General features: G+C 69.9%; 15 protein-coding genes. 6 read left to right on the top strand and 9 right to left on the bottom strand.

Features of this window, described 5'->3' with window-relative positions:
- Positions 1-183: 183 nt before the first annotated feature.
- The gene (gene helR / locus QQM67_RS18760) at positions 184-2,394 is read left to right on the top strand and encodes an RNA polymerase recycling motor ATPase HelR (protein ID WP_314175061.1); all 2,211 of its coding nucleotides are present in this window, start codon (positions 184-186) and stop codon (positions 2,392-2,394) included.
- A 182-nt stretch (positions 2,395-2,576) separates the two neighbouring features.
- A complete protein-coding gene (locus QQM67_RS18765) occupies positions 2,577-3,734 on the top strand; it encodes a hypothetical protein (protein ID WP_314175062.1) in 1,158 nt (385 codons plus the stop codon).
- Between the two features lie 78 nt (positions 3,735-3,812).
- On the opposite strand, the gene QQM67_RS18770 is transcribed toward QQM67_RS18765, so the two are convergent.
- The 7 genes from QQM67_RS18770 to QQM67_RS18800 all read right to left on the bottom strand — a co-directional run bounded on the left by QQM67_RS18770 (position 3,813) and on the right by QQM67_RS18800 (position 11,973).
- Positions 3,813-6,359, bottom strand: coding sequence for a sensor histidine kinase KdpD (locus QQM67_RS18770; protein ID WP_314175063.1), 2,547 nt, complete (start codon positions 6,357-6,359; stop codon positions 3,813-3,815).
- 77 nt (positions 6,360-6,436) lie between these two features.
- Positions 6,437-7,120 (bottom strand): response regulator, encoded by a 684-nt coding sequence (locus tag QQM67_RS18775; protein WP_314175064.1) that lies wholly within the window; start codon positions 7,118-7,120, stop codon positions 6,437-6,439.
- A gap of 61 nt (positions 7,121-7,181) precedes the next feature.
- Complete coding sequence (locus tag QQM67_RS18780; RefSeq protein ID WP_314175065.1) at positions 7,182-7,856, bottom strand: potassium-transporting ATPase subunit C; 675 nt, start codon at positions 7,854-7,856, stop codon at positions 7,182-7,184.
- A gap of 6 nt (positions 7,857-7,862) precedes the next feature.
- Positions 7,863-10,007 (bottom strand): potassium-transporting ATPase subunit KdpB, encoded by a 2,145-nt coding sequence (gene kdpB / locus QQM67_RS18785; RefSeq protein WP_314175066.1) that lies wholly within the window; start codon positions 10,005-10,007, stop codon positions 7,863-7,865.
- The gene (gene kdpA / locus QQM67_RS18790) at positions 10,007-11,707 is read right to left on the bottom strand and encodes a potassium-transporting ATPase subunit KdpA (RefSeq protein ID WP_314175068.1); all 1,701 of its coding nucleotides are present in this window, start codon (positions 11,705-11,707) and stop codon (positions 10,007-10,009) included. The genes kdpB and kdpA overlap by 1 nt, the downstream gene beginning before the upstream one ends.
- 6 nt (positions 11,708-11,713) lie before the next feature.
- Complete coding sequence (gene kdpF, locus QQM67_RS18795) at positions 11,714-11,803, bottom strand: K(+)-transporting ATPase subunit F (protein ID WP_314175069.1); 90 nt, start codon at positions 11,801-11,803, stop codon at positions 11,714-11,716.
- Entirely contained in the window at positions 11,800-11,973 is a 174-nt protein-coding gene (locus tag QQM67_RS18800) for a hypothetical protein (RefSeq protein ID WP_314175070.1), read from the bottom strand. Before QQM67_RS18800 ends, kdpF begins: the two co-directional genes overlap by 4 nt.
- A 270-nt stretch (positions 11,974-12,243) precedes the next feature.
- Between QQM67_RS18800 and QQM67_RS18805 the strand changes: the two genes are divergently transcribed.
- Positions 12,244-14,226 (top strand): APC family permease, encoded by a 1,983-nt coding sequence (locus QQM67_RS18805; protein ID WP_314175071.1) that lies wholly within the window; start codon positions 12,244-12,246, stop codon positions 14,224-14,226.
- A 94-nt stretch (positions 14,227-14,320) separates the two neighbouring features.
- Here the strand turns inward: QQM67_RS18805 and QQM67_RS18810 are convergent, their stop codons facing one another.
- A complete protein-coding gene (locus QQM67_RS18810; protein ID WP_314175072.1) occupies positions 14,321-16,696 on the bottom strand; it encodes a hypothetical protein in 2,376 nt (791 codons plus the stop codon).
- 201 nt (positions 16,697-16,897) lie between these two features.
- On the opposite strand from QQM67_RS18810, the gene QQM67_RS18815 reads away from it, so the two are divergent.
- A complete protein-coding gene (locus QQM67_RS18815; protein ID WP_314175074.1) occupies positions 16,898-17,404 on the top strand; it encodes a hypothetical protein in 507 nt (168 codons plus the stop codon).
- A gap of 160 nt (positions 17,405-17,564) precedes the next feature.
- Here QQM67_RS18815 and QQM67_RS18820 read toward each other — a convergent pair whose 3' ends face one another.
- Positions 17,565-18,632, bottom strand: coding sequence for a hypothetical protein (locus tag QQM67_RS18820; protein WP_314175075.1), 1,068 nt, complete (start codon positions 18,630-18,632; stop codon positions 17,565-17,567).
- 364 nt (positions 18,633-18,996) lie between these two features.
- On the opposite strand from QQM67_RS18820, the gene QQM67_RS18825 reads away from it, so the two are divergent.
- Both QQM67_RS18825 and QQM67_RS18830 read left to right on the top strand, forming a co-directional pair.
- Entirely contained in the window at positions 18,997-19,500 is a 504-nt protein-coding gene (locus QQM67_RS18825) for a helix-turn-helix domain-containing protein (RefSeq protein ID WP_314175076.1), read from the top strand.
- A gap of 28 nt (positions 19,501-19,528) precedes the next feature.
- The gene (locus QQM67_RS18830; RefSeq protein WP_314175077.1) at positions 19,529-20,179 is read left to right on the top strand and encodes a hypothetical protein; all 651 of its coding nucleotides are present in this window, start codon (positions 19,529-19,531) and stop codon (positions 20,177-20,179) included.
- Positions 20,180-20,329: the final 150 nt, after the last annotated feature.

Here is a 20,329-nt window from a genome sequence, read left to right on the forward strand (position 1 = left end):
GACCCCAACCGGCCGGCCACGGCGGCCACTTGAGCCGAACGGCGGCGCCACGAGCCGCGGGAGCCGGGGGCCACCAGTCCCTCAGGCTGTGCGCCGCTCGCCATGACCCCGGGTTCGTCACGCCGGCCCAGACGCATTGCCGCGCGCGGCGACCGCATGCGGCACCAGATCGGAGCTGATGACGTGAACCCTCTGACGACCCATGCCTTCGACCTTCCCGACCGCCTCTCCCCCAAGGCCGACCCGAAGCTGATCGGCGGCGACGAGCAGCACTTCGCGGCCATCGCGCGGTGCCTGGACGAGACGATCGCGGAGCTGTCCGACCGCCTCGACGCCGCGCGCAGGGCACCCGGCGGGGCCGGACGCGCGGCGATGGACCGCGACACGGAGATCCACCGGCTGACCGCACGCCTGCGCGCCCTGCGCCGCTTCGGCCTGGACCTGTGCCTCGGGCACATGGTCGCCGCGGACGGCAGCGAGCCCGTGTACGTCGGCAGGCTCGGCCTCAAGGACAGCGCGGGACGCCGTCTGCTTGTCGACTGGCGGTCCCAGGCGGCCGAGCCGTTCTTCGGAGCCACCCACGCCAACCCGATGGGCCTCGCGAGCCGCCGCAGATACCGCTGGACCCGTGGCCGGATCAGCGACTACTGGGACGAGGTGTTCACCGCCGACGGTCTTGCAGGAGACGGGCCGGACGGACGCCTCGTCGAGGGCCACGCCGCGCTCGACGACCAGTCCGCCTTCATCGCCAGCCTGGGCGGCCACCGTTCGGCACGGATGCGGGACGTGCTCGGCACCATCCAGGCCGACCAGGACGCCGTCATCCGGGCGGGCTCCCGCGGCGCTCTCGTCGTCGACGGCGGTCCGGGCACGGGGAAGACCGTCGTCGCCCTGCACCGCGCCGCCTACCTCCTCTACTCCGACCCGCGCCTCGGCCACCGCCGCGGCGGCGTGCTGTTCGTCGGCCCGCACGAGCCCTATCTGGCGTACGTCGAGGACGTCCTTCCCAGCCTCGGCGAGGAGGGCGTGCAGACCTGCACCCTGCGGGACCTGGTCGCCGAGGGAGCCGGAGCGGCGGTCGAGACCGACCCGGAGGCGGCCCGGCTGAAGTCGTCCGCGGACATGGTGAAGGCGATCGAGACGGCCGTCAGGTTCTACGAGGAGCCGCCCACGGAGGGGATGACGGTCTCGACCCACTGGTCCGACGTCTGGCTGAGCGCCGGGGACTGGGCCGCGGCCTTCGAAGCGGCAGAGCCCGGTACTCCGCACAACGAGGCGCGCGACCAGATCTGGGAGGAGCTGCTCACGATCGTGGCCGGCAAGCACGACGACGGCGTGCCGCCCGATCTGCTCCGCACGTCGCTGCTGCACGACAGGGAGCTGCTCAGGGCCCTCTACCGCGCATGGCCGGTGCTCGAAGCGGCCGACGTCGTCGGGGACCTGTGGTCGGTGCCCGCCTATCTGCGGATGTGCGCGCCCTGGCTCGGCCCCGACGACGTCCGGGCGTTGCAGCGCGAGGACGCCCAGGCCTGGACGGTGTCCGATCTGCCGCTCCTCGACGCGGCACGGCAGCGGCTGGGCGACCCGGAGGCGTCGCTGCGCAGGCGGCGGCAGGACGCGTCCGCCGCCGCCGAACGCGAGCGCAGGGCCGACGTCATCGACGACATCCTCGAAGCCGACGACGACGGCGAGGGCGCGGTGACGATGCTGCGCGGGCAGGACCTCCAGGACACCCTGCTCGACGAGGCCTCCCTCCCGTCTCCCGGCCGGCGCACCGGCCCGGAGCGTCTCGCCGGCCCGTTCGCGCACATCGTCGTGGACGAGGCCCAGGAGCTGACCGACGCGGAGTGGCAGATGCTGCTGCTGCGGTGCCCGTCCCGGAGCTTCACCGTCGTCGGGGACCGTGCACAGGCCAGGCACGGGTTCACCGAGTCGTGGGAGGAGCGGCTCCGCCGGGTCGGCCTCGACCGGGTCCGTCCGGCCTCACTGAGCATCAACTACCGGACGCCGGAGGAGATCATGGCGGAGGCCGAGCCGGTCATCAGGGCCGCGCTCCCGGACGCCAACGTGCCCCTGTCCGTACGCAGCGGCGGCCTCCCCGTCGTACACGGAGCCGCTTCGCAGCTCAGCTCGATCCTCGACTCCTGGCTCGCGACGCACGCGGACGGGACCGCATGCGTCATCGCCGCCGGGGACCGGGACCTCCCAGAGGGCGCGTTCCGGGCGGCGTCGCGCGTCCGCTCGCTGACTCCGCAGCTCGCGAAGGGGCTCGAGTTCGACCTCGTAGTCCTCGTCGATCCGGAGGAGTTCGGCACGGGCATCGAGGGGGCCGTCGACCGCTATGTGGCGATGACCCGGGCGACGCGGCAGCTCGTCGTCCTCACGAGCGCCTGAGAGGAGTCGGGGAGTTCGGGGCGGAGGCCAGACGGTTCAACCGCACATGCGGTGAGTGTCCGCTTCCTATACAGCTCTGAGTGTCGGCCCGTGGCGCCCGGGGCGGAGGCGCTCCAGGACCGGCGTCACGAGGTCCCGTCCGCCTTGCCCACTCGCCCACCCCCACAGCGAAGGGAAGCCGCATGACCCAGACGCTCAGACGCGTGACCCTGACCGCCGTCACAGGCCTCGGCCTGTGCCTGACCCTCATGCCCGCCGGACAGGCGCACGCACAGGCGCAGTTCCGCGTGCCATGCAACGACATCGCCGCGCTCAAGGCGGCCATCGAGGACGCGAACACCGGCGGCGGCACCATCGTCCTGGCCCCTCGCTGTACGTACTCCCTCACGGCGGCCGACAACACCGACGACGGTCTGCCGGAGATCACCGGCAAGGTGCGGATCTCCGGAGAGGACACCATCGTCCAGCGCGCTCCCAGCGCCTCCGGTGCCTTCCGCGTCTTCCACGTGACGCAGACCGGCGACCTCAGCCTGGACTCGCTCACCGTGCGCGGCGGTGACGCGTCCGGCAGCGGCTTCGCCGCGGCCGGCGGGGGCCTCTTCAACGACCACGGCCGGCTGACGCTCACCGACTCGACGGTCAGGAACAACAGTTCCCGCTTCCTCGGCGGCGGGATCTGGAACAACGTGGGAACCCTCGCCCTGAAGAACACCACGGTCAGGGACAACAGCAGCGAGGTCGCCGGTGCGGTCGCCACTAGCGGCAAGATGACGATGCGTGGCGGCGCCTTCAACGACAACACGGCCGCGGCCTGGGCCGGCGGCCTCGCGAACGCGGGCGACACCACGCTGAACGGCGCCTCCGTCGCGGGCAACAACGTCGGCGAAGGCAGGGGCGGGATCGGGGCCGGCATCATGACGATGACCATCAGCAGCGGATCAGGTTCCCAGGCCGGGCCGCTGCGCCTGAACTCCACCCGGGTCAGGGGCAACATCGCCGAGACGTCCGGCGGCGGCATCTTCATCGGGTTCCATGAGCCGACCACGCTGTACAAGAGCGTGGTCACCCGCAACACCGCGAACGGCGGGGCCACCCAGGGCGGCGGCATCAACAACGACGGGCGCGGTTTCGGCGTCATCATCCGTCCGACCGGGAGCCCCGAACGTGAGCAGAAGAAGGCGGACAGCTCCACCAAGCAGGAGCTGCCCAAGGTGAACCTCATCAGGAGCGCCGTCTTCAAGAACACCCCCACCAACTGCGCGCCTCCCGGCAGCGTCCCCCGCTGCGACGCCGTGGGCTCCGCGCCCGCCACGACCAAGCCCGCCCCCGGCAGCGACTGAGGCCGCCGCCACGACGCGCCCTGCCTCCTGAGCGCCGTCAAGACCGCCTGCCGACGGGCGACTCCGGCCGGCCGGCGATCACGACGTGGCGGTCGCCGGGAGGTCGGGGTGGGCCGGAGGGTGGCCCGCCGCGGAGCTCAGTGTCAGCACCATCGTCAGGCCGCCGCCGGGGGTGTCCTCGGCGGCGAGGGTGCCGCCCATGGCCTCCGCGAAGCCACGGGCGACCGCGAGGCCGAGGCCCACCCCGGTTCCGCGGGGTGCGTCTCCGTAGCGCTGGAACGGTGCGAAGATCCGGTCCTTCGCCTCGTCCGGGACACCGGGGCCCTGGTCCACGACGCGCACCTCGACGCGGTCGGCCATCGCGCTGGCCGACACGAGCACTCGCCTGCCCTCCGGGTTGTACTTGACGGCGTTCTCGACGATGTTGGCGACGGCCCGCTCCAGGAGGCCCGCGTCCACGGCGACCATGGGCAGGTTCTCCGGGATGTCCAACTCGACCTCCGCGTCCGTCACTCCGCCCAGCGCCATCGGTACGACCTCGTCGAGGTCCACCTCGCGGATGAGCGGCGTGACGGTCCCAGTGTGCAGCCGGGACATGTCGAGGAGATTGCCGACCAGGTTGTCCAGCCGGTCGGCGCCGTCCTCGATGCCGGCCAGAAGCTCGGCCGTGTCCTCCTCGGACCACTCGACCTCGTCGGAGCGCAGCGAGGTGACCGCCGCCTTGATGCCGGAGAGCGGAGTGCGCAGGTCGTGGCTGACCGCGGCGAGCAGCGCCGTCCTGATGCGGTTGCCCTCGGCGAGCGCGCGGGCCTGTTCGGCCTGGCCGAGGAGGCGCTGCCGGTCCAGTACGACGGCCGACTGGGCGGCGAAGGCGAACAGCACCCGCTGGTCCTCCGCGGGCAGGACCCGGCCGGACAGGGCGAGCGCCATGTGGTCGCCGACGGGCACGTCCACGTCCGCGTCCTCGGGCCGCCGCAGCGGACGGGCGTTCCCCACGCTCCCCGTACAGGTCCATGGCGCGGTGTCGCTCTCCCGCTCCAGCAGCGCGACCGACTCCATGTTGAAGGTCTCTCGTACGCGGTCGAGCAGCGCCTCAAGACTCGTCCCGCCCCGCAGCACGCTCCCCGCGAGAAACGAGAGGATCTCGGACTCCGCGCGCAGCCGGGCGGCCTGGTGGGTGCGCCGTGCGGCGAGGTCGACGACGGAGGCGACGGACACCGCCACCCCCACGAAGATCACGAGGGCGACGATGTTCTCGGGGTCGGCGATGGTCAGGCGGTGCAGTGGCGGGGTGAAGTAGTAGTTCAGCAGCACCGAGCCGAAGGCGGCGGAGGCGAGCGAGGGAAGGAGCCCGCCGGCCAGGGCCGCCGCGACCGTGAGCGTCAGGAACAGCAGCATGTCGTTGGCGAGTCCGACGCCCGGGGCGGCCTTGTTGAGCAGCAGCGTCAGCAGCACGGGACCCGCGATGCCCACGAGCCAGCCCCAGATGATCCGGGAGCGGCCGAGACGCGCGCTCCGGGCGACGGGCAGTCCCCGCCCCTGAGCCACCTCTTCGTGGGTGACGATGTGGACGTCGAGGTCGGGACCCGAGTCGCGTGCCACCGTCGCCCCGACGCCGGGCCCGAAGATGTACTGCCAGGTCTTGCGGCGGCTGGAGCCGAGGACGACCTGCGTGGCGTTGACACCGCGCGCGAACTCCAGCAGGGCCGAGGGGACGTCGTCCCCTATGACGTGGTGGAAGGTGCCGCCCAGGTCCTCGACGAGCGTGCGCTGGACTGCCAGTTCCTTCGGGGACGCGGAGGTGAGCCCGTCGCTGCGCCCGATGTACGCCGCCATCACCTCGCCCCCGGCGCCCTTCTCGGCAAGCCGGGCGGCGCGGCGTATGAGCGTACGTCCCTCCGGGCCGCCGGTGAGCCCGACGACGATGCGCTCCCGGGCCTGCCAGGTGGAGCGGATGCCGTGCTCGCCGCGGTACTCGCGCAGATACTCGTCGACCCGGTCCGCCACCCACAGAAGCGCCAGCTCCCGCAGGGCGGTGAGGTTGCCGGGGCGGAAGTAGTTGGAGAGCGCCGCGTCGATCTTGTCGGGCTTGTAGATGTTCCCGTGGGCCATCCGGCGCCGCAGCGCCTGCGGGGACATGTCGACCAGCTCTATCTGGTCGGCTCTGCGGACCACCTCGTCCGGAACGGTCTCCCGCTGCCGTACGCCGGTTATCGATTCGACCACGTCGCCCAGCGACTCCAGGTGCTGGATGTTGACCGTGGAGATGACGCTGATGCCCGCGTTGAGCAGTTCCTCGACGTCCTGCCAGCGCTTGGTGTTGCGCGAGCCGGGGACGTTGGTGTGCGCGAGTTCGTCGACGAGGGCGACGGAGGGCCGGCGTTCCAGGACCGCGTCCACGTCCATCTCCGCGAAGGAGGTGCCCCTGTACTCCAGCTCCCGCCGCTGCACCTGCTCCAGGCCGTGCAGCATCACCTCGGTGCGGGGCCGGTTGTAGTGCTCGACGAACGCGACGACGCAGTCGGTGCCGCGCTCGCTGCGGCGGTGCGCCTCGGAGAGCATCGCGTAGGTCTTGCCGACGCCCGGAGCGGCGCCGAGATAGATCCGGAGCTTGCCGCGTGCCATGGTCCCGGTCCTTGCGGTCGAACGAACTGGTTACGGGGGTGTCTGCTCATCTCGGCGGCTGCCGGAGGGAGTTGACGTCACTCTTCGAAGCGGTAGCCCATCCCCGGGGCGGTGATGAGGTGGCGGGGGTGTGCGGGGTCCGCTTCGAGCTTGCGCCTGAGCTGTGCCATGTAGACGCGGAGGTAGTTGGCCTGTGTGCCGTACGTGGGGCCCCACACCTCTTTCAGGAGCCTCATCTGGCTGACCATCCGGCCCCGGTTGAGGATCAGCATCTCCAGGAGATGCCATTCGGTCGGGGTGAGGCGGACGTCCTTGCCACGGCGGTCGACCTTCTTCGCCCGCAGGTCGACGGTGAACTCCTCGGTCGCGATGATCGCCGAATGGTCCGCGGGCCCGCCCGCCTCGGCCCGGCGGCTCGCCGCCCGCAGCCGGGCCAGCAGTTCGTCCATGCTGAAGGGCTTCGGGATGTAGTCGTCCGCGCCGGCGTCGAGCGCCTCGACCTTCTCGTCCGACGTCTGGCGGGCCGAGACCACCAGGATCGGCATCCGCGTCCAGCTGCGAAGCCCCCTGATCACCTCGATGCCGTCCATGTCGGGCAGACCGAGGTCCAGCAGGACGACGTCCGGGGGCCGCTCGGAGGCGGTCCGGAGAGCCGTCGCCCCGTCCCGGGCGGCGGCCACCTCGTACTTGCGTGCCTTCAGGTTGATCTCCAGCGCCCGGACGAGCTGTATCTCGTCCTCCACTACCAGCACCCGGGTCATCGGTGCGCCGCCTTTCCGTCCTGCGTGACAAGCGAGTAGGTGGGGTCGGACCGAACCCCGTTCACTTCCGGGCGAGTTCCTTGAGGTCGATGTTGAGCTGGAGGACGTTGACCCGGGGCTCGCCCATGAAGCCGAGGATCCGTGTGTCCGTGTGGTCCTCGACCAGCTGCCGGACCCGTTCGAGGGGCAGGCCGTTCCTCTCCGCGACGCGGTGGACCTGGAGTTCCGCGTACTGCGGGGAGATGTGCGGGTCCAGCCCCGAGGCGGAGGAGGTGACGGCGTCGGCCGGCACGTCGGACGGCCCGGGTATGTAGCCCTTCGCGCGGTTGTCCGAGATGACGGCCTTCTTGGCGTCCTTGACCCACTGGACGAGCTCTTCGTCGCCGGCGGAGCGGTTGGTGGCCCCGGACAGGATGAGCGAGTACTGGGTGTTGACGCGGTTGGTCCCCAGTCCGTTGGACGGGCGCGGCTGGAACCACTTCAGGTCCGGCCGCGGGGCTTCCTCGTCGTCGCCGGGGTCCTTCTTCGGCAGGTTGTACGTCTGGCCGATGAGCTCGGAACCGACGACCTTGCCGTCCGATGTGACCTCCGAGCCGTTGGCCTTGTCGTGGAACAGGGCCTGCGCGACGCCGGTGACCGCCAGGGGATACAGGACGCCCGTCAGCAGCGTCAGTACGAGCAGGGCGCGGAGCCCGGCCCCGAGCAGTCGCGTGGTGTTGCGTATCGAGTTGTTCATGGCGGATCAGCCGATTCCGGGGATGAGGGATATGAGCAGGTCGATGATCTTGATGCCGGCGAAGGGAGCGATCAGGCCGCCGAGGCCGTAGATCCCGAGGTTGCGGCGGAGCATCCTGTCGGCGCTCGTGGGCCGGTAGCGCACACCCCGCAGGGCGAGCGGCACCAGGGCCACGATGATCAGCGCGTTGAAGATCACCGCGGAGAGGATCGCGGACTGCGGCGAGGTCAGGGCCATGACGTTGAGCTTCTCCAGGCCCGGATAGACCACGGCGAACATGGCGGGAATGATCGCGAAGTACTTCGCGACGTCGTTGGCGATCGAGAAGGTGGTCAACGCACCCCGGGTGATGAGGAGTTGCTTGCCGATCTCGACGACCTCGATGAGCTTGGTCGGGTTGGAGTCGAGGTCGACCATGTTCCCGGCCTCCTTGGCGGCCGAGGTGCCGGTGTTCATGGCCACCCCGACGTCCGCCTGCGCGAGGGCCGGTGCGTCGTTCGTGCCGTCGCCGGTCATCGCCACGAGCTTGCCGCCAGCCTGCTCACGCTTGATCAGCGCCATCTTGTCCTCGGGTGTGGCCTCGGCCAGGAAGTCGTCCACCCCGGCCTCCTCGGCGATGGCTTTCGCGGTGAGGGGGTTGTCGCCCGTGATCATCACGGTCTTGATGCCCATGCGGCGCAGCTCGTCGAAGCGCTCCCGCATGCCCTCCTTCACCACGTCCTTGAGATGGACGACGCCGAGGACGCGCGCGCCCAGGTCGTCCTCCACGGCGACGAGCAGCGGGGTGCCGCCGGCCTCCGAGATCGCGTCGGCGGTGGCCGCCGCGTCCTCGGCGACCACCCCGCCCCGCTGCTCGACCCAGGCGATGACGGAGCCGGTCGCGCCCTTGCGGACCCGGCGCCCGTCCACGTCCACACCCGACATGCGGGTCTGAGCGGTGAAGGCGATCCACTCCGCGTGCACGAGTTCGCCCTGGTCGCGTTCGCGCAGCCGGTATCTCTCCTTGGCGAGGACCACGACCGAGCGCCCCTCGGGTGTCTCGTCGGCCAGCGAGGAGAGCTGTGCGGCATCGGCCAGTTCGGCCTCGTCGACGCCCTCGACCGGGACGAACTCGGCAGCCCGGCGGTTTCCGAGGGTGATGGTGCCGGTCTTGTCGAGCAGCAGGGTGGACACGTCGCCGGCGGCCTCGACCGCGCGCCCGGACATCGCGAGCACGTTGCGCTGCACGAGCCGGTCCATGCCGGCGATGCCGATGGCGGAGAGCAGCGCGCCGATGGTGGTCGGGATCAGGCAGACCAGGAGGGCGATCAGCACGACCATGGGCTGCTTCTGGCCCGCGTACACCGCGAACGGCTGCAAGGTGACGACCGCGAGCAGGAAGACGATGGTGAGGGACGCGAGAAGGATGTTCAGCGCGATCTCGTTGGGTGTCTTCTGGCGGGCGGCGCCCTCGACCAGCTTGATCATCCGGTCGATGAACGTCTCGCCCGGTTTCGTCGTGATCTTGACGACGATGCGGTCGGAGAGGACCCGCGTCCCGCCCGTGACGGCGCTGCGGTCGCCGCCCGACTCGCGGATGACCGGCGCGGACTCTCCGGTGATGGCCGACTCGTCGACGCTGGCGACCCCGTCGACGACGTCGCCGTCTCCCGGGATGACGTCGCCCGCCTCGCAGACGACCAGATCCCCGATGTTCAGCTCCGTGCCGGGCAGTTGCTCCTCGGCACCGCCGCTGAGCCGCCGTGCGACGGTGCCGGTCTTGGCCTTGCGCAGGGTGTCGGCCTGCGCCTTGCCGCGGCCTTCGGCCACCGCCTCGGCGAGGTTGGCGAAGAGCGTCGTCAGCCACAGCCAGGCGGCGATCGCCCAGCCGAACCAGTCGGCGGGGTTCGTGACCGCGAAGGCCGTGGTCAGCACCGAGCCGGCCAACACCACGAACATTACTGGGGACTTGACCATCACCCGCGGATCGAGCTTCCGTACGGCGTCCGGGAACGATCCGACCAGCTGCCTGGGGTCGAACAGCCCCCCGCCGACGCGGCCGCTGCCGCTTCCGGGCCTGTGACCGGTGGGCACGTCCTGGTGCGGCGCACGGGTCGGAGTGACGGTCGACATGGAGCCGCGCTCCTCGTGTTTCTGTCTCGTGGTGGTCATCACGCCAGCCCTTCGGCGAGCGGTCCCAGCGCCAGCGCCGGGAAGTAGGTCAGACCGGCGACGATCATGATCGTGCCGACCAACATGCCGGTGAAGAGCGGCTTCTCGGTGCGCAGGGTGCCCGCGGTGGCGGGGACCGGCCGCTGCTCGGCCAGCGAGCCGGCCAGCGCCAGGACGAACACCATCGGTACGAAGCGGCCGAGCAGCATCGCGAGGCCGATGGTGGTGTTGAACCACTGGGTGTCGGCGTTCAGGCCCGCGAAGGCGGAGCCGTTGTTGTTGGCGCCCGAGGTGAAGGCGTACAGGATCTCGGAGAAGCCGTGCGCCCCGGAGTTGGTCATCGAGTTCGCCGGAGTGGGCAGCGCCATCGACGCGGCGGTGAAGCAGAGCACCAGCGCCGGCGTGACAAGGATGTAGCAGGCCGCCAGCTTGATCTCGCGGGTCCCGATCTTCTTGCCCAGGTACTCGGGCGTACGGCCGACCATCAGGCCCGCGATGAAGACCGCGATCACCGCCATGATCAGCATGCCGTAGAGGCCGGAGCCGACCCCGCCGGGGGCGATCTCGCCGAGCTGCATTCCCAGCATGGTGATGCCGCCGCCGAAGCCGGTGTACGAGGAGTGGAAGGAGTCCACGGCCCCGGTCGAGGTGAGCGTGGTCGACACGGCGAAGATCGACGAGGCGCCGATCCCGAACCGGGTCTCCTTGCCCTCCATGGCGCCGCCGGCAAGCTCCAACGCCGGTCCGTGCCCGGCGAATTCGGTCCACCACATCAGGAGGACGAAGCCCAGCCAGATGGTGGCCATCGTCGCGAGGATCGCGTAGCCCTGCCTCAGCGAGCCGACCATCCGGCCGAACGTGCGCGTCAATGCGAACGGGATCAGCAGGATCAGGAAGATCTCGAAGAGATTGGTGAAGGCGTCGGGGTTCTCGAAGGGATGGGACGAGTTCGCGTTGAAGTAGCCGCCGCCGTTGGTGCCCAGCTCCTTGATCGCTTCCTGGGAGGCCACGGCGCCGCCGTTCCACTGCTGCGAGCCGCCCATGAACTGTCCGACCTCGTGGATGCCCGCGAAGTTCTGGATGGCACCGCAGGCGACCAGCACGATCGCGCCCACAACCGAGATCGGCAGCAGGATGCGGACGACTCCGCGCACCAGGTCCGCCCAGAAGTTGCCGAGCTCGCCGGTGCGGTCGGGGCTCCCCGCCGCGTGAGCCGCGCGATGGCTCCGGGAGCGCGCGAAGCCCCGTACGAGCGCGATGGCGACGGCCATGCCGACGGCGGCCGAGACGAAGTTCTGCACCGCGAGACCGCCGGTCTGCACGATGTGCCCCATGGCCTGTTCGCCGTAGTACGACTGCCAGTTGGTGTTCGCGACGAAGGACGCGGCGGTGTTGAACGCCTGGTCCGGGTCGATGGACGAGAAGCCGAGCGACCCGGGCAGACCGCCCTGGAGGCGTTGCAGCAGATACAGGAAGAGGAGGCTCACGGCGGAGAACGCCAGGACACCGCGCAGATAGGCGGGCCAGCGCATCCCGGTGTCGGGGTCGGCGCCGACCGCCTTGTACATCCACTTCTCCACCCGCAGATGGATCGTGGACGAGTAGACGCCGGCCATGTAGTCGCCGAGCGGACGGTACGTCAGGGCCAGCGCGCCGACCAGGGCGAGCAGCTGGAGCACACCGGCGAGGAAAGGGCTCATCAGGGCTCAGAACCTCTCCGGGTGCAGCAGGGCGAAGGCGAGATACCCCAGCAGGGCGACGGCCACGACGAGGCCGACGACGTTCTCGGCGCTCACAGCTTCGCCACCCCCTTGGCTATGACGGCCACCAGCGCGAAGACCGCGATCATGGTGACGACGAAGGCCACGTCGGCCATCGTGAACTCCTGAAGAGGTTCGGGAATGTTCGGGCTTCTCGATGAAAAGGCCTGTTCCGCGGGCCCGCGGCAGTCCTTGATGGCTTCCATACGGCCGGGCACACGACTTTGACGGCGCTCTAACGCCGCGGCGGCAGGGAAGGCGGTCGGACGTCTCTCCTCCCTGCGCTCCCCCGCACGCACCCCACACCGCCTCCGCATCCGTACGCGTCAAGAAACCGGAGACCGGCACGCTCTGCACCCCGGCCGCATGGCCGCCGCCGAAGGCCCGCATACTCGGTGCTCGTTACGGTGCCGTGGAGACGGTGGCCGTGGAGACGGTGGCGGTACGCGGCGCGGACAGTGGAGGCGGACCGGGAGATGGCGGACAACGACGGCCAGGCCGTGCCGGAGACGGTGGAGAGCCCGGCTCTCCGGGCACAGCCGGCCGGCGGCCTGGAAGGGTGGATGCTGCGCCACCGGGTGCAGCCGGTCGGGCCGGAGGCGGTCGAGGCGCATACGGAGACGCACGCCTGGTGGAAGGTGATGTGTCTGACCGGAGTCGACTACTTCTCCAGCCTGGCGTACGTTCCCGCGATCGCGGCGCTCGCGGCAGGGGCCGTCTCCCCGTTCGCGACACTGCTGATCGTGATCCTGACGCTGGTGGGGATGCTGCCGATGTACCGGCGGGTCTCCCGGGAGAGCCCGCACGGAGCCGGGTCGGTGGCGATGCTGGAGGACCTGCTGCCGTTCTGGTGGGGCAAGCTCTTCGTGCTCGCGCTGCTCGGCTTCGTGGCGACGTCGTGGATCATCACGATCACCCTCTCCGCGGCGGACGCTTCGGTCCACGTGACCGAGAACCCGTACTTGCCGCATGCTCTGCACGGTCATGAGGTCGCCATCACCGTCGCGTTGCTGCTCGTCCTCGGCGGGGTGTTCCTGCTCGGCTTCAGCGAGGCCCTGAGCGTGGCCATCCCGCTCGTCGCCGTCTTCCTGGTGCTCAACGCAGTGATCGTGGCCGCCGGACTGGCCGAGGTGTTCACCGACGCGGGGGCGTGGTCGGCGTGGACCGACTCCCTTGCCGAGGGCGGAGGCGGCCTCGGCGATCTGGCCGGGCCGGCGCTCCTGGCGTTCCCGCTGCTGGTGCTCGGCCTGTCCGGCTTCGAGACCGGCGTGAGCATGATGCCGCTCGTCTCCGCCGAGGGCTCCGACCCCGAGCATCGGCTGCGCTCGCGCATCCGCAACACCCGCAGGCTGCTGACCACCGCCGCGCTCACCATGAGCGTCTATCTGCTCTCGGCGAGCTTCGTGACCACCGTGCTCATTCCGCACAAGGAGTTCGAGCCCGGCGGCGCGGCCAACGGACGGGCCCTGGCCTGGCTGGCACACGAGCACCTCGGCGAGGCCTTCGGCACCGTCTACGACATCAGCACCATCCTGATCCTCTGGTTCGCGGGCGCGTCCGCGATGGCGGGGCTGGTCAACATCGTCCCGCGCTATCTGCCCGACTACGGCATGGCCCCGGAATGGGGACGCGCGGTGCGGCCCGTCGTCATGGTGTACACCGTGCTCTGCGTCGTCATCACGATCGGGTTCGACGCCGACGTCGACGCCCAGGCCGGCGCCTACGCCACCGGAATCCTGGCGATGATGGTCTCCGGTGCGTTCGCCGTCACCGTCTCGGTCCTCCGCAATCGCCGGCGCGCGGCCACCACGGGCTTCGGCCTGCTCACCGTGGTGCTGCTGTACGCGCTGGTCGCCAACGTCATCGACAAGCCGGAGGGCATCGCCATCTCCGGCCTGTTCATCCTCGGCATCATCACCGTGTCGCTGGTCTCACGGGTCTCGCGCACCACCGAACTCCGGGCCGACCGCATCGTCTTCGACCCGGCCGCCCGCCAGTTCGTCACCGACACCCTCGCCCACGACAACTCGATAAACATCATCGCCAACCGGCGTCAGGCCGGGGACGAGGCCGAGTACTCCGACAAGGAGCGCGAGCAGCGTCTCGACAATCCGGTTCCCGGCCCGGCCGACGTGCTGTTCCTGGAGATCGACGTCGTCGACCCGTCCGACTTCAGCGAATCCCTCAACGTCCACGGCGTCGAGGTCGCGGGCTACCGGATCCTGCGCGCCGAGGCCCCCGCCGCCCCGAACGCCATCGCCGCCATCCTGCTCGCCCTGCGCGACACCACCGGCGTCCAGCCGCACTGCTACTTCTCGTGGGCCGAAGGCAGCCCGCTGAGGCACATGTTCCGCTACTTCCTGCTCGGGCGCGGCGACACGGCGCCGGTCACCCGCGAGATCATCCGCGAGCACGAACCGGACCCCGAGCGGCGCCCCGGCATCCACGTCGGCGGCTGATCCGCCCGGACGACCCGCGGCCGTACGGCGAAGGGCCGCCCTTCCCGAAGAGGAAGAGCGGCCCCGCCGCGTTCGCCGGTCCGGATGCCCGGTCCTACTCGGCGGCTCGCTGCCCCTGGCGTCGCTTCCACCACGTCAGGGCTGCTCCGGCCGCCGCGAGCGCCGCGGCGATCGAGGCGATCAGCCCCAGCGGAATGTCGGACCCGGTGTGCGCGAGGTCACCGTCGGGGTCCTTGGCGGGAGGCACCGGCTTGTCACCGCCGCCGCCGCCATGTCCGGACGGGTCCGGAGCCGGGCTCGTCGGCCCCCCGGTGGGCTTGTCCGTGGGCTTGTCCGTGGGCGTCGGAGTCGGGCTCGGCTTGTCCGTCGGAGTCGGCGTCGGTGTGGGGTCCGGATCGTCGCCCCCGCCGCCTCCGGCGTCACTGGTCGCGGTGTTGCCGCCCAGCAGCAGCAGGTTGTCCTCGCCGTCCTTGGTGTTGTCGGTGAGGGTCCGCACGCTGGTCCGGGTCTGCTTGGGCAGATTCCGGTGCTCGACCGTGAAGCGCGTCTTGCTCATGTTGCGCTTCGGCTGCTTGGAGAAGTCCACGCCGCCGACGCTGTAGGTGTACGGGCCGCCGCCGGCGTCATGCTCCCAGCTCTCCTCCCCCTTCTTCAGCGAGTCGAGATACGCCTGGTAGACCTTGTCCCTCGTCCAGTCCTGGTTGGGGGCGCGCAGCGGCCAGGCGCTCACGTCGTTGCTGTTGATGATCTTGCGGTAGTCGGTGGCCTTCTGGGCGTCCTGCTGCCGGATGAACTCCGCGGCCACGCGGGCGGTGTAGACGCGCCGCAGGTCGGCGTAGCGGGGCGAGGTGTTCACCTGCTTCTCGACCTCGGGCATGATCAGCCGGTTCATCCGGCGCTCGGTGGCCTCCTTCTCCGCTTCGTTGAAGTCGCAGAGGTAGGGGTCGCCGGGCATGTTGTCGATCTTCAGATACTCGGCCTTGACCGACAGCGGCGTATCCAGGATGTGGATGCCGCCGTTCTCCTCGCGGACGACCGCTTCCTTCGGCTCGATCCAGTTGCGGACCTGGAACCAGCAGGGCTGGCCCTTGTCGTTGCGGGGCAGCGACTTCCAGTACTGGTCGGCCTCGGGCCGCTTCGTCGGGTTGATCGCGGAGGCGAAGTCCTTCTTCAGCTCCAGGTCGGACTCCAGCAGGACCCTGCCCGCGTCGGTCTTGCTGAACTGCGAGTCCATGATCTTGTCCGGCTGGTCCGGGTTGAGGTTCACCCAGAACTTCTCCGGCGTGAGGGCGAGCCAGGTGAAGAACGCGTCCGAGATGAGCTGGGACTTCGCCTTGCCTCCCCAGCCGCCCTCTCCGGTCGGGTCCTGCTTGGCGGAGAACCCGTAGTCCAGACCCTTGCCCTTCTGGGGCTTGCCGACGTACCGCAGCTCCAGGGTGGTGAAGTCCACCCCTCCAGGGCCCCGCGGGGAGAGCCGCCTGGGGTCGGCCAGGTTCTTGCGGTCCAGGAACTCCTTCATGTCCTTCGGGGTCGGCCGCGACTCACGGATGAGATCGCTCGCGCCGCCGCCCGTGGTGCCGGGCCTGCCCGGAGGCTGCATGTTGGTCGACTTGTAGCGCACGCCCCCGCTGGGCGCCTTCTCCACCTTGTCGGAGCGGTAGTTGTACTCCGTCACTCCCCGCCCGTTGGTCTGCGCCGTCCTGCGCTGCTCCTCGATGAAGTCGCGCGACCCCTTCGTCTGCGGCTCGGCGAAGACGTACTTCCACGACGTGCCACGCCACTTGGGGTCCTTGGCCCAGGCGCGGTCCTTGGGCTTCTGCGTCTCGGTGAGCTCGCCGTTTCCCTTGACCTCGAGGATCTTGCCCGTCTTGGGGTTGTACGCGTCGAGCTGGCGCCGGTACTTCTGCCCGGTGTCGGGGTCCTCGAAGATCACTTCCTTCTGGCAGATCCAGTCCTTGCTCGTCAGCCCGTGGTCCTTGATGACCTTCTTCTCGAACGCCTTGCCCCGCGGGTCGTTGCCGGAGTTGCGGATGAAGCGGGCGTCCCGCCAGTGGTCCCACTGGGACCAGTTCTTCGGGTCCTTCTTCTTGGCCTGGATCCACGTCCAGTAGATCCGGTCGACCGGCTTGGACTTCGGCGGCTTCGTCGTCAGCTTCCCGAGCCTGGCTTCATCGTCCGCTGACGGGGCCGGGAGCCCGTCCCACTTCTTGGCCTCGTTGACGTACTCGTACGTGTCCCACTGGGACTTGGCCCGCGAGGCGTCGCCTTCCGGAAGGTCGAGGAGGCCGGCCGCGTCTTCGAGCAGATCGAAGTACTCGAAGCAGGGAAGGCCCGGGTCGAGCGGCTTGGGCTTCGCCTCGGCCTGCATGGCGGCCGGCAGCCCGCCGAGGACCATGACGGAGGCGCAGGCCACGGCGACGCCGGCACGGCGCAGCGCGGACCGGCGCTCTGGGCGTAAAGCTCGATTCACTTGAGTTTCCCCCGCTGGGGCCCAGAGTGGTGAGAGCTCGTGCGGCGCCAGGGCCCCCGTGTCTGTGTGGCGCTGCCGAGCACGACGACTCTAGAAGTCAACACATGTGCCCGGCAAGGAATTTGGAGTGTCGAAATCATCAACTCTGCGTCTATGCCGGACAGTTGCAACACTGTCGGCCCGGGCGACTAGGGTCGGGGCATGGAGATAACCAGCGCTGAGTACGAGGAGCTGCGGGAGCTGGACCGGATCCGGTCGGACAACCCGGTGCTGGACGCCTGGCTGGAGGTCCAGCGCGGCGAGTTCCCGGCGTGGGCCGAACGCCACGGCGGCGGCTGGGACTTCAGCCTCGACTCCCTTGCCCGGGTGGAGGAGCTGGTGCGCTCGGCGTACTCCAGCAGCGCCGAGGCCGAGGCTGAGATCGGCGGGGACTTCCTCCAGACGGCGGCCTGGTACGTCGGCGAGGTCCACAACCGGCACCTCGGAACGGTGTGGCAGTACCATCCGGATTCGCTCGAACTGGACCCCGGCGCATGGCCGTTCGTGATCGTCCCGTTCGAGCGGCTGGAGGAGTTCCCGGACGAGGACGGCATCGAACCGGACGGCCGCCCGCTCTACAGTCCGGTGCACCGGCTGTGCGGCGTACTGGACGCGGACAACGGGCACTTGGCGACGGACATCGACGTCCACACGCCGGAGGACGGCTAGAACCGACGTCACCGCTGCGCGCTGGGCCGGCGCACGAGACGTGCAGAAGGGCGGGACTCAGCGCGTGGGTCCCACCCTTCTTCCTCGTTCACCGGTGTCCGGCGGGGCGGTTCAGCCTTCGCCCCCGGCACGAGCGTCGCCGCGTCGCGTCAGCGGACGCTCACAAGCGCGTCTTGCTGTCTCCCTTGGACGGGGGTGTCTGCGAGCTCGGCGGTGCGGTGGTGCCGGCGGGGTTCGTGCACCCGGGGACGCTGCCTGCCGGTGTGCAGTTGTCCGGTGTGTTGCGGACGACCTTGCTGTCAGTGAGGGTGACCTGGCTGGGGGCCTGGTTGTCGATGCCGCCGCCGTTGGTGATGGCCGTGTTGTGCGTGATCAGGCTTCGTACCAGCGTGGCCGTGGCGGCGTTGTTCGACATGCCCGCGCCTGACACGGCGATGTTGTTGCGGACGGTGGTCGAGGTGAGGCGCAGCGAGCCGTTCTGCGTCTGGCGGATGCCGCCTCCCAGAAGCGCCGTGTTGCCCCTGACCGACACGGAGTCCAGGTGAGCGGTGGCTCCGATGATGTTCTCCAGGCCGCCGCCGTTGCCGTTCGGGGCCCGGTTGTCGAGCAGGGACCCGCCGTTCATCGTCATCGTGCCGTTGTTCGTGTTGAAGACTCCGCCGCCGGCGGTGGCGCCGACGGTGGTCGTGGTGTTGCGTACGACGACGCTGCGGTTGAGCTTGAGCTCTCCGCCGAAGTTGTAGACGCCGCCACCCAGGGAAGCCTGATTGCCCTTGACGATCGTGCGGTTCAGCTTCAGCGTGCCGTCGTTGTTCGCGAGCCCGCCGCCAGTGGTGTCGGCGAGGGACAGGCGTCCCCCGCTGATCCTGAGCGAATTCAGCGTCAGGTTGCCGCCGGAGACGACGTGGAGGACGCGGAAGTCCTGGGTCGCGTTCGGGGCGCGACGGATGGTGGTGTTGTGACCGGAGATGGTCACGTTCCCGGTGATCTCCGGAAGGCCGTCGTCGGCGTTGTCGGGTGCGGTCAGGGTGTAGGTGCAGTCGGAGGCCAGCCTGATGCGGCCGCCACCGGTGTTGGCCTGGTTGATCGCGTTCTTGAGGGCGGTGATGTCGTTGCACCGCACGTGGGTCTCCCCGGCGGCGTCGGCCGGTCCGGCGGGCAGGACCGCCAGGGACAGCCCCACGCCGACCGCCGCGGTCACGGCACCGGATCTCAGAATGATCTTCATCGCTACGCCTTCCTCAACGCTGGAGTTGAAATGGCACCGGCGCCCAGCGGCCCTGCTGGTCGGCCGGGGGATGAGATGACATGTCGTCGGTAACCGCAGACGCAGCGACCTCACCTGGCCTACCGCCGAACGGCCCCGGCACGGCCCTTGCGAGCCTCCGCTCCATGCGGGAAACGTCGAACCGCGATGCGGCGAGCGCTGATACGGGTTCGGGTGTGTGCCTCGGTCAGTGGGGCGGCTTGGGCAGCTTGGTGAAGATGCACGGGGCCCGCGGAACCGTTCACAACTCGGAGGCAACACAGGATTAACACACTTGCAAGCAGGGCGCTTGCAAAAGTTAGCAAGGCGAGGCATGGTGGGACCCATGGCTTCCCTGAATGTCGGCAACGTGGGCGAGTTCCTGCGTGAGCAGCGGCGCAACGCCAAGCTCTCGCTGCGCCAACTCGCCGACGCCGCCGGGGTGTCCAACCCGTATCTGAGCCAGATCGAGCGCGGCCTGCGCAAGCCGAGCGCCGACATCCTCCAGCAGCTGGCCAAGGCCCTGCGGATCTCGGCCGAGACGCTGTACGTGCAGGCCGGGATGCTCGACGAGCGGGAGCGGGACGACCTGTTGCAGGTCCCCGCCGCGATCCTCGCCGATCCGTCGATCAACGAGGGCCAGAAGCAGGCGCTGCTCCAGATCTACGAGTCCTTCCGCAAGGAGAACGGCTCCGCGCAGCAGGAAGAGGCCGCCCGTGGCGCCGAGTCCGGCAAGCGGGCCGGCGGCAAGGGCCGAAGGCGCGGCGCAGCCGGGGGAGACGGCGAAGACGCCCGGGACACCGGGGAAGACGAAGCCGATGCCGAGGCCACGGAGGCCGACGCCCGATAGCAGTCAGTCCACCAGGGAGAGACCTCTCATGCCGACCACGAACGACATCCGCAGCACCCTCACCGACCCCAAGCCCCTCTACTTCGCCGCCGGTGTCATCGACAAGATCCGCGCGGAGGCGCCCGAGCGCATCGCGGCCGTACGCGCCACCGACCCCAAGGAAGTGCAGGCGCGCTTCACCAAGCAGGCCAAGGAGACGCAGGCGAAGGTCAGCGAGACCCTGGGCAGCATCGACACCGACATCAAAAAGCTGCGCGAGCAGGCACAGCAGCTCGCTCTGCAGAGCGTGGGCATCGCCGCCGAGTACGCGGTCAAGGCGCGTGAGGCGTACGACGAGCTGGCCGACCGCGGCCGCGGCGCCGTGAAGAACTGGCGCGGCGAGGACGGCGGTGTGACCGAGGTCACCGTCGAGCGCGAGCCGGTGAAGGTCGCCGAGCCGCCGGCCGAGCCGCGCGGCGGTACGCGCTCCGGCACGACCGGGTCCACCGGCACCGCCGGAACCGCGGGCGCGAAGAAGACGGGTCAGGGCTCCGCCGGAGCGGCCTCCGCCGCCAAGTCCGCGGGCACCGCCCGGAAGACGACCACGGCCAAGACCACGACCGGGAAGACCGGCAGCACGAAGCCGGGCACGGCCAAGTCCAACGGGAGCAAGAAGACGCCGCCGAAGTCCGGCGCCTGAGCCCGGACCGGCAGTCGTCCCTGCCGGACCGGCCGCTCGCCCGGCCCATAGCCGAGCGCATCGTCCAGCCGTTCACCCAGCCCTTCGCCGGGCCGGACCCCCGGTCCGGCGAACGGGTACGGTTGCAGGACCAGCGGCGCCACAGCAGGC

The sequence above is a fragment of the Streptomyces winkii genome, from assembly GCF_032248595.1.
Classification (GTDB): domain Bacteria; phylum Actinomycetota; class Actinomycetes; order Streptomycetales; family Streptomycetaceae; genus Streptomyces; species Streptomyces winkii.